The sequence below is a fragment of the Actinopolymorpha alba DSM 45243 genome, from assembly GCF_000373925.1.
In the GTDB taxonomy this organism is placed as follows: domain Bacteria; phylum Actinomycetota; class Actinomycetes; order Propionibacteriales; family Actinopolymorphaceae; genus Actinopolymorpha; species Actinopolymorpha alba.
In genome coordinates, this window is record NZ_KB892752.1 from 91,082 (window position 1) to 101,015 (window position 9,934).

A 9,934-nucleotide genomic window follows, 5' to 3' on the forward strand; every position below is an offset into this window, starting at 1 on the left:
CCCGACGCCGCCCGACGCCGCCCGGCGCCGGGCACGGGGGACCCCCAAAGCCACCGCAAGCTGGAATTGACGGTGAGAAAGGGGCGCATGCTGTGCACCCTGCTGGGGTGGGGTGGGCCCGCGGGCGAAGCCCGAGCGGGGCCGGAACCACACTGTGCCGCTTGCCGTTGGGTAGCAGCGGAGTTAACCTCGCGAATTACGGCTGACTACTGGCCGTCGTACTCCCTCGCCTTCGTGCATGGCGGAGTGCTCGGCAGGTGGAGTGCGCAGGGCCGCCCTTGTGCTGGCCTTCGGGGCTGCGTGGTCACCAGAATGTACGCCCGGCCGGGCTGACGATGACATATGGCGTGATGGCCCCAGGAGGATTGTGATGTACGCACGCCCGACGCTCGTCGAGCTCTCCAATATTTGGAAGAGCTTCGGCGCAGTCCGGGCGCTGCGTGGTGTCAGCTTCGACGTGCGACCGGGCGAAACTCATGCCCTGGTAGGCGACAACGGCGCCGGAAAGACGACGTTGATGAAGATCCTCTCCGGTGTCTATCGACCAGATCGCGGCGAAATTACCGTCGCCGGAGAAAAGGTGAGCTTTTCTCGTCCTCGAGATTCGCGGGACCTCGGCATCGAGATGATTTATCAGGATTTCGCACTGGCAGAGAACCTCGATATCCGTTCGAACATCTTCTTGGGGCGCGAGCGTCGTAGGAAGACAATGGGAGGTCTTCTGCGCGTCCTGGACAACCGTTACATGGACACCGAGACGCGGCGGGTCCTCGCCTCTCTCGACGTGGACATCGATCCGGGACTCAAGGTACGCCGGCTGTCCGCCGGGCAGCGCCAGGCAGTGGCCATCGGCCGCGCGTTGGCGTTCGACGCGAAGCTCGTGATCATGGATGAGCCCACCGCGAACCTGGCGATCGGCAAGGTCGAGAAGCTGCTCGAGTTGACCGAGCGCCTGCGTGATCTTGGGATCGCCGTCATCCTCATCAGTCATCGGATGGACGAGGTCTTTTCGGTCGCGGATCGTTTGACCGTGTTGCGCCAGGGCCAGGTGGTCGGGAGGTTCCGCTCAGGCGAGCTTTCGGAGTCGAGGATCAGCAACCTGATCGCCCGTGGTCTGCCGGATCCGATGGTCCGGCGTGGTGACCTATGACACACGCCGCACTGCGTACGTTCCTCGAAGGACGTGACATCGGCCAGGAGGTCGGCCGATCGCGCCGGGTCAAGAATCTCATCGGTGACTATGGCCTGGTCGCGATCTTCGTCGTGTGCTTTGTCGTTCTTTCGGCTACGACCAGCGGATTCCTCACGGTCGACAACCTGATCAACGTGATCGAGCAGTCCTCGATCATAGGATTCCTGGCAATCGGCCTCACCTTCGTCATGCTGACCGGCGGAATCGACCTGTCGGTGGGTGCGGTCGTCGGACTCGCGGGCGTCGTGTCGGCGAGCTTCGCGCAGTCGGCTGGCGCGGGCGGACTCTTACCACTCGCGCTCGGCCTCACGGTCGGTCTGCTGGTCGGGCTCGTCAACTCCGGACTCATCATCCGTGGCGGTGTGCTGCCGTTCCTTGCCACGCTGGCGGTTCTCACCATCGCGCGCGGGCTGGCGCTCATCTACAGCGACGGCGGGCCGACCACCGGTCTTTCGAATCCGTTCCAGGTCCTGGGTGCCGGGATGATCGGTCCGGTGCCCGTTCTTGTGGTGATGTTCGTCGCCGTCGTGCTGGTCGCGGAGTTCGTCCTTCGGCGTACCGCATTCGGTCGGCACGTCTATGCCGTGGGTGGCAACGTCGAGTCCGCGCGTACCGTCGGTGTCTCTGTCAACCGGGTGTTGCTTGGCGTCTACCTGATCTGTGGCCTACTGGCAGGGCTTGCCGGTGTCGTCCTGGCCGCGCGGGTGAACGGCGCGGATCCGATGGCGGGCAACGGCTATGAGCTCGAAGCGATCTCCGCGGTTGTCATCGGCGGGACCAGCTTCTTCGGAGGATCAGGATCCGTGCGCGGAACTGTCCTCGGCGTCATGCTCCTCGGCGTGGTCATGAACGGTTTGAACCTGCTTGACGTCACGTCGTACTACCAGCAGGTGGTGCAGGGGCTGGTGCTCGTCCTCGCCGTCCTGCTCAACCGCTGGAAGTCGGGGTAGGGGGAACGAGCCAGGTTGACGACCTCTTGCCTGAAACGCCGGCGCTCGTGGATCTCGCTCGTCGTGGCGTTTCTCGTGGCCCTGGTCATGGTCGGGAGTTGCACGCTGCCCGCCCATACCGCCCAACCCGGTCCGGCCACCCATGCGAGGGCGAGTTCACGGACGGTGGGCGTCACGATGTTGAGCCTGCAGTATCCGTTCCTGGTACGGCTGGCAGGCGCGATGAACGCCGAGGCGGCTCGCAAGCACGTCAACCTTGTCCTGCTTGATCCGCGCCACGATGTCGCCACCGAACTCGATCAGGTGCAGAACCTCATCACCCGCGGGGTTGACCTGATCACGATGATCCCGGTGGACGAGCAGTCCAGCCAGACCGCGGCCAGGAAGGTCGACGCGGCTGGGATCCCACTGGTCCTGCTCAACACCAGGTTGAGCAGCGGCTTCACCCGCACCGGTGGCCATTACGTCACCTATGTCGGCGCCAACGATGTCACGGCCGGCCGGATCCAGGGCGAATACCTCGCGAAGCAACTCCCTGACGGGGGCAACGTCATCTACCTGGTGGGGCAGTACGGCGGCGCCTCGACCGACCGCCGTAAGGCCGGCTTTGACGCTGTCCTCAAGCGCCATCCGAACATTCACGTGGTGGCCGAGGTGCAGGCGCATGGATCCCGAGCCGAGGGCCGGACGATCACCGAAAATCTGCTACACCGTTATCAGACCGGGCAGATCCAGGCTCTGGTTGCCCAGAACGACGAAATGGCCCTCGGCGCTCTGTCTGCCATCGACGCGGCCAACCGGCGTGGGGAGTTCAAGGTGGTCATGGGGGTTGACGGCTCACCACAGGGACTGGCAGCCGTACGTCGGGGCGACCTGACGGCGACGGTCTTCCAGGATGCCGGCGCGCAGGGGCGGGCGCTGGTGGACACGGTCGCGAAGATACTTGACGGCCAGAAGGTGCCGTCCACGGTTGACATCCCGTTCAGGTTGATCACCCGTCAGAACGTCAACGCCGTCACCTAGAGCCTGAAACAGGCTCTTAGCTGGCGCGCGGCGACGCGGGATAGCGTGCGTGGTCATGACCATCACGCGTTCCATCCTGCTCTTCGTCGTCGCCGCGCTCGCCGAGATCGGCGGCGCCTGGCTGGTGTGGCAGGGCATTCGGGAACACCGAGGTGTGCTGTGGATCGTCGGTGGCGTCCTCGCGCTCGGTGCCTACGGTTTTGTCGCGACTTTCCAACCTGATCCGAGCTTCGGGCGGATTCTCGCGGCATACGGCGGGATCTTCGTCGCCGGTTCCCTGCTGTGGGGCGTCCTCGTGGACGGGTTCCGTCCCGACCGCTGGGATGTGGCTGGCGCGCTGGTCTGCCTCGTGGGGGTCGCGCTGATCATGTACGCGCCGCGAGGCTGAGTGGAGGTCGACGTGGGACCTGGCGACGATGTGGTGGCCCAGGCACGGCACCCGTGCTCGCCGAACCTTGAGTAGACGCCCACTTTTGCGCGGGAACTGGGCATCTACTCAAGGTTTCGCGCCGCGACACCTTCAGGTCCGCCCGCGATGTGAGATGGCGCGGGCCGTGTCTCACATTGTGTACACCTTCTCCGGTACGAGGCGCGGCATATGCCCACCAGGCAAGGCAAATTCGCCTAGTGAGGTGGGGAATTGCCGCGTGAGGTCCGCCAACGGGTGTACACAATGTGAGACAAAAGCCTGGCTTCTCACTATCCGATACAACCGGGTGTACGCCATTCGAGACGCCCGCCACCTCACGCGGCATCCCCCCAGGAAGCACCCTCAGTTTGCCTTGCTTGGCGACGACTCGCGGCAACGAGAGCCCGAACTGGCCCCGCACCCGAAGCACCTCAGCAAGATCGTGAAAACTTAAGGGGGTCATAGCACCCAAAGTCTTCACAATCTGAAATGGCCTGGCCATCACGAGGCTCCCGGAGGGTTCACCAGGCTTCTACCCCCGGCGAACCCACCACCGAGCTGGCTTGGCCGCAAGAAGCCCCGTAGGTAGGACCAAACTGGCCCGCCGCGGTGAGGGGGACATGCCCTTGCCATCAGGGGCGTGGCTCGGTCGGATAGCCCTCCTCGTCGTGGACCGCGAGATCGCCGGTCAGTAGGGCCTCTTCGGGCAGCCGGAGCCGCATGACTCGCCCGAGCACCGTCAGGATGAGGAGCGTGAGGAGGGCGTCCCAGGCGATGACGGTCAGCGCCGCGCCGGCCTGGATGAGGAGCTGCATGGGATGCCCGTAGAAGAGACCCACGGCCGAGAAACCGGGGCCATGGCCGTCGCTGGGATAGACCACGATGCTGGGATCGGCGAAGAATCCGACGAGTAGGCCGCCGGTCAGTCCGGCGACACCGTGGGTGTGGAAGACACCCATCACGTCGTCGACCCGGCGGAATACCGTGAGTCTGGCCAGCTTGTTCCAGGACAGCCACACGACGACCGAGGCGATCAGCCCAATGAGCAGGGCACCGACTCCGTTGACGTACCCCGCGGCGGGCGTGATCGACACCAGACCAGTGATCATCCCGTTGACCGCGCCAAGGAACGTCGGTTTACGGTGCGCTCCGGCCAGCATGTCCAAGACCAGCCAGGTGAGCAGCGCGGTGGCCGTTGCCAGGTTGGTGTTGAGGACCGCGGTCGAGGCGTTGGCGCCAGCAGCGTATGGGTCGCCGCCGTTGAAGCCGTTCCAGCCAAGCCACAGGATCCCGGCACCAGCCGCGACCATCAGCAGGTTGTTGGGTACGCCGTGCGTACGGTCGTGAGCGAGTCGTGGTCCGATCACCGCGGCGGCGACGAATCCGGTCGTTCCGGCCGCCAGGTGGATGACGTAGCCGCCGCTGTAGTCAAGGGCACCTTGCTGTGCCCACCAGCCTCCACCCCAGAGCAGGAAGGCGTTGACGGAGTACACCAGGGTCGACCACAACGGAACGAAGATCAGCCACGCCCGGAAGCTCATCCGGCCGAGGACGCTCCCGAGGAACAGCAGCGGTGTGATCGCGGCGAAGACGAACTGGAAGTAGATCAGGGTCGACTGCGGAAACCGGAACGCCGGGAGGACGCTTTCGAGAAGCGGTATCCGCGCGGCCGCCTGCTCGGTGGCGTGATTCAGAATCGGCCCCGGCGTTCCGACGAAAGACGAGAGGATTCCGGGGCCTAACCGGAGGGGTTCGCCAAAACCCATCCGGAACACCCAGAGCACCCAGACGACGAGCACGATCGAGAAGCCGCTGAAGGCCATCAGCATCGTATTGACAGCCCATTTACGCTGGATAAGGCCGCCGTACAAGAGGGCGATGCCAGGGATGCTCATCAATCCGACCAGGGTCGCGGCGATCAGCTGCCATGCGTTGTCGCCGGGACTCAGCCACTGCGGATAGGGAAGCATGCCGTCGACCTTCGTGCGGGATGATGATCTGATCTCCGGCCACGGGGCTGGGGGTCGTTACCTCGCAATCGGGGTGAACCCAACGACACTCACACTACGGAAAGCTTTCCGACCCGGCCGCGGTAATTCGCATCTGAAGGCTGTCGTGACAGATGTCGTGACATATTACTGGCGCGAGTTGGGGGGTCCTCGATGCGCTGGAATCGTCGTAGCATCGACTTCTGTGGTGCACAACCACCGGATCCGGCGATACCTTCGTGCCACCTCGTGGATGGTGGTGTTCGCCGCCGCCTATTACGTGACCGCGCGAATAGGCCTGCTGCAAGAGATCGTGCGCGGTCAGGTCACCCCGTTGTGGCCACCGACGGGTATCGCCCTGGTCGGCCTTCTACTGCTGGGGCTGTGGAGCTGGCCCGCTATCACGATCGCGGCGTTCCTTGTCAACGTCGTGACAGGCCCGACAGTGTGGGCGGCGCTGGTCATCTCCGTTGGGAACACCCTTGCCCCGGTTTGCGCCTACCTGCTTCTCCGCAAGGTCGGGTTCCGTGTCGACCTGGTACGGCTGCGCGATGCCCTCGCCCTGATCTTCCTCGGTGGCTTTGCCGCGATGTTGATCAGCGCGACCGTGGGCAGCGGAGTGTTGCTGGTGTCCGGGGCGATCCCGAGAATCGGATTCTGGCCCACCTGGTCCGTCTGGTGGACGGGCGACGCGATGGGGATCTTCCTGGTCGCTCCGTTGCTCCTCGTCCTGCGCAAGGTGCGGTTGCCTCGCGGGGTTCCGTTCTGGCGGTGGGCCGAGGCCACAGTCCTGGTGGTGGGTACCTTCTTCGCGGCGCAGTTGGCGATCCGGGGACCGTTCGACCTTTTGTTCCTGGTCTTTCCGTTTCTTATCTGGGCGGCGCTGCGATTCCAGCTCGGTGGTGCCGCACCCTGCGCGATGATCGTGTCGTCCGTCGCGATCTACGCGGCCGCCCATGCGACCGGGCCGTTCAGTGGCCACAATCTGTTCGCTGACATGGTGACCCTGCAGGCGTTCAACGCGACCACAGCGCTCACAGCCCTGGTGCTTGCGGTCATCACGGCCGAACGCAACAACGCCGAACGCGAGATCGAGGAGGCATGTAAGCGGCTTGCCGACACGGTGTCCAAGCTGGAACAGTCCCGGTCAATCCGGGACCGACTGCCGTCCTCGCTCCTCGATCCGACGCACTCTGCGAAGCACGGGCCGCATCACCACAGCTAACCGGTCCGGATCACCACAACTAACTGGACATGGCGTCCCGGTGTCGCCACTTTCTGACGGCTTTCTCCAGCGTCTCGGGTTCGTTGAGATCCATCGCGTCCGAGGCGATCTCGAGCCGGGCGGCCACGATCGCGGCCCGCGCATCGACCCGGCGCCCGGTCAGCCGTTCGTACTCGCCGGCGACCCGCCGGAGCAGATCGGCGGACACAGTGGCGAGGTAGCGCAGGTCTGAACTCGGGTCGCCGAGCTGGACGCAGGAGAAGTCCCAGATACCGGCGAGTTCGCCGACCGGCCCGTCGAGCACCAGGTTTCCGAAGTGGAAGTCGTTGTGGAGCAACACCGGATCCTCGGCTCCGTCGTACCCAGCCGACAACGCACGCGCCTCATCCAGAACGTCCGCCAGCGCATCCCGGATGTTTGGTGGGAGGACGTCCAGGGTTCCCGCGAGTCGGGCGATCGCTGACCCGAGGTCGTCTGGCACCGGAATGGCCAACTCGGTGATCTCCGCGGGCGTAAGGATCGTGTGCATGGCCGCCAGGAAGGCGGCGAGGGAGCCGGCGAGGGCATCACGCTGGGGCTCGGGCGCTCGCGCGTAGGCATCCCGATCGAACTCCCACCCGTCGATCTTGCGGTACGCCGCGAACGGCCGGTGCCGCCCGGTCCATTCGATGGTGGGAATGGGCACCGGCAGGCGGCCCGCGAGCCGGCGCAGGACAGCGACCTCCCGCTCGAAGTCGACGTGCGCTCGGGGGAATCGCAGAATCCAACCGTCCCGGGTTTCCAGCACGACGCTTTCCCAACCGGAGTGGAGTACGACGCCGGAGAGGTCAACCTTCTGGTCCTCCGCGGCGACCGCCTCGAGAAGTGCGTTGAGATCCAGGCTCATGCGGGCAACGTATGTGGTCGCGGTGCGCAATCTCCACGGATTTGCGTTGGTTCCTGGGGCGCGACGTACGTCAACTCCTGTCCGTCGCTGACGTATGTCGCGGAGTGTAGGGTCGGCCGGTGCACGTATCCCGATGCGACCTGCTGCGCTGGCAGTTCGAGCTGACCTGGGCGTTGTTCGACTACCACCTGGAGCGCCTGGTGCCCGAGGACCTCCTCTGGGAGCCGGCGGCGCATTGCTGGACGCTGCGACCGGACGCCGAAGGTCAGTGGGTGCCGGACTGGGCTGAGACCGAGCCCGACCCCATTCCTGTTCCCACGATCGGCTGGCTCAGTTGGCACATCGGCTGGTGGTGGAGCGTGACCATCGACCATGTCGAAGACCGTACGCCGCGGGAACGGACCGAGATCACCTGGCCAGGAGACAGCGAAGCGGCGATCGAGTGGCTACGTGGACTTCGGGAGTCCTGGTTGGCAGTGCTGGCTCGCCTCACCGAGGCCGATCTGGATGCCACCGCGCCGTTCCCGTGGCCGAAAGACCCCGAGCACACGGTGGCCCACATGGTCGGCTGGGTGAATGCCGAGCTGATGAAGAATGCCGCCGAGATCGGCCAACTCCGCCTGCTGCGCGCCGCTTCCGGAGGCTGATCACGGCTCGGTCCGGTGAGATCGCGACGCCGCGTCCGTGGAGTCCAGGCGACTGCGGGCGGCCCGCGCCTGCCTCGATATGGGTTTGCGCGGTGAGAGGACCAGCCGCCATAGTTTCGGCGTGGTCGAGAGTCAGCATGCGGATGGTCGTGCCGGAATCCATGCGGCGCTCGTGCGGCGCCTGATAGCAGCGCAGTTCCCACAGTGGACCGATCTGCCCGTGACGCCGGTCGAGGTGGACGGGAACGACAACCGTACGTACCGCCTCGGTGAGGAGATGTCCGTACGGCTTCCGACCGCCGAGGGCTACACGCCTGCGGTCGGCAAGGAACACGAGTGGCTGCCGGTGCTTGCGCCCTCGTTGCCCGTGCCCATTCCGGAGCCTTTGGCGATTGGTGTGCCCGGCGAGGGATACCCGTTCGGCTGGGCGGTCCGTCGCTGGCTGGACGGTGACACCGCGAGGCTGGACCTCATCGACGACCTGCGCGAGTTCGCGACCTCGGTGGGCGAGTTCGTCGTTGCACTGCAGGGCATTGACCCAACGGGCGGCCCGCTGGCGGGGAAGCACAGCGCCTACCGAGGCGCGTCCCTGGAGCACTACGACGACGAGACGCGGCACTGCCTTGCGCTGCTGGATGGTCACATTGATACCGAGCGGGCATCCGCTGTATGGGAGGCCGCACTCAGCGCCAACTGGCAGGGCACGCCGGTGTGGTTCCACGGCGACCTCGCGATCGGGAACCTTCTGGTCGGGGATGGCAGGCTGGCCGCCGTCATCGACTTCGGCACCTCGGGTGTCGGCGATCCTTCGTGCGACCTGGTCATCGCGTGGACGATGTTCTCCGGCGAGAGCCGAGAGGCGTTCCGCAAGACCGTCGACCAGGACGCGGGCACCTGGGCCCGGGCCCGCGGTTGGGCTTTGTGGAAGGCCATGCTCGTCATGTCCCGCGACCCCGACGCCAACGACGAGCAGACTGTCGGCCATCGCCGGGTGATCGACGAGGTCCTGTCTGACCACGACCGCATCAGCTGACTCACACCTCGAGCCAGGGCGGGCCACAGCGGTCTAAATCGATTGCGGCCCGTCCTGGCTCTCTGCTTCACTCGCGACGGCAGTCTCATCGACCAAGGGAGAAGGAAATGCGCCAAGCGTTCATGTCCACCTACCGAACCACTCACCATGAGGACATGACGCTTCGTGCAGAGCTTGAACCTTGGAATTTTGGCACATGTCGACGCCGGTAAGACCAGCCTGACCGAGCGGCTGCTCTTCGGGGCCGGTGTCATCGACGAGATCGGCAGCGTCGACGACGGCAGCACCCAGACCGATTCGCTCGCTCTGGAACGCCAGCGCGGCATCACGATCAAGTCCGCCGTGGTGTCGTTCGTCATCAACGACGTCACGGTCAACCTGATCGACACGCCCGGCCACCCCGACTTCATCGCCGAGGTGGAGCGGGTGTTGAGCGTGCTCGACGGCGCCGTCCTCGTCATTTCCGCCGTAGAAGGCGTACAGGCGCAGACCCGCGTCCTGATGCGCACGCTCCAGCGGCTCAACATCCCCACACTGATCTTCGTGAACAAGATCGACCGCGGCGGCGCGGATGATGAGCG

Annotated in this window: 10 protein-coding genes; 8 read left to right on the forward strand and 2 right to left on the reverse strand. The window is 65.2% G+C overall.

Going from position 1 to position 9,934, the window contains the following annotated elements:
* The first annotated feature begins 370 nt into the window (after positions 1-370).
* The 4 genes from B141_RS0115915 (at position 371) to B141_RS0115930 (ending at position 3,553) form a co-directional block, all read left to right on the forward strand.
* On the forward strand, positions 371-1,150 hold the full coding sequence (locus B141_RS0115915) for an ATP-binding cassette domain-containing protein (RefSeq protein ID WP_020576169.1): 780 nt from the start codon (positions 371-373) through the stop codon (positions 1,148-1,150).
* On the forward strand, positions 1,147-2,142 hold the full coding sequence (locus B141_RS0115920; protein ID WP_020576170.1) for an ABC transporter permease: 996 nt from the start codon (positions 1,147-1,149) through the stop codon (positions 2,140-2,142). Before B141_RS0115915 ends, B141_RS0115920 begins: the two co-directional genes overlap by 4 nt.
* 63 nt (positions 2,143-2,205) lie before the next feature.
* Positions 2,206-3,165, forward strand: coding sequence for a sugar ABC transporter substrate-binding protein (locus B141_RS0115925; RefSeq protein WP_020576171.1), 960 nt, complete (start codon positions 2,206-2,208; stop codon positions 3,163-3,165).
* A gap of 55 nt (positions 3,166-3,220) precedes the next feature.
* The gene (locus B141_RS0115930) at positions 3,221-3,553 is read left to right on the forward strand and encodes a YnfA family protein (RefSeq protein WP_020576172.1); all 333 of its coding nucleotides are present in this window, start codon (positions 3,221-3,223) and stop codon (positions 3,551-3,553) included.
* A 653-nt stretch (positions 3,554-4,206) separates the two neighbouring features.
* Here the strand turns inward: B141_RS0115930 and B141_RS0115935 are convergent.
* Complete coding sequence (locus B141_RS0115935; protein WP_020576173.1) at positions 4,207-5,544, reverse strand: ammonium transporter; 1,338 nt, start codon at positions 5,542-5,544, stop codon at positions 4,207-4,209.
* 223 nt (positions 5,545-5,767) lie between these two features.
* Between B141_RS0115935 and B141_RS40905 the strand changes: the two genes are divergently transcribed.
* Positions 5,768-6,787 (forward strand): MASE1 domain-containing protein, encoded by a 1,020-nt coding sequence (locus B141_RS40905; protein ID WP_237742709.1) that lies wholly within the window; start codon positions 5,768-5,770, stop codon positions 6,785-6,787.
* 19 nt (positions 6,788-6,806) lie between these two features.
* Here the strand turns inward: B141_RS40905 and B141_RS0115945 are convergent, their stop codons facing one another.
* On the reverse strand, positions 6,807-7,673 hold the full coding sequence (locus B141_RS0115945) for a phosphotransferase family protein (RefSeq protein WP_020576175.1): 867 nt from the start codon (positions 7,671-7,673) through the stop codon (positions 6,807-6,809).
* A gap of 119 nt (positions 7,674-7,792) precedes the next feature.
* Between B141_RS0115945 and B141_RS0115950 the strand changes: the two genes are divergently transcribed.
* The 3 genes from B141_RS0115950 to B141_RS0115960 all read left to right on the forward strand — a co-directional run.
* Complete coding sequence (locus B141_RS0115950; RefSeq protein ID WP_020576176.1) at positions 7,793-8,320, forward strand: DinB family protein; 528 nt, start codon at positions 7,793-7,795, stop codon at positions 8,318-8,320.
* A gap of 121 nt (positions 8,321-8,441) precedes the next feature.
* Positions 8,442-9,353: an aminoglycoside phosphotransferase family protein gene (locus B141_RS0115955; protein WP_020576177.1), complete on the forward strand. Its 912-nt coding sequence runs from the start codon at positions 8,442-8,444 to the stop codon at positions 9,351-9,353.
* A gap of 165 nt (positions 9,354-9,518) precedes the next feature.
* A partial coding sequence (locus B141_RS0115960) for a GTP-binding protein (protein WP_026257268.1) occupies positions 9,519-9,934 on the forward strand: 416 nt, incomplete at its 3' end.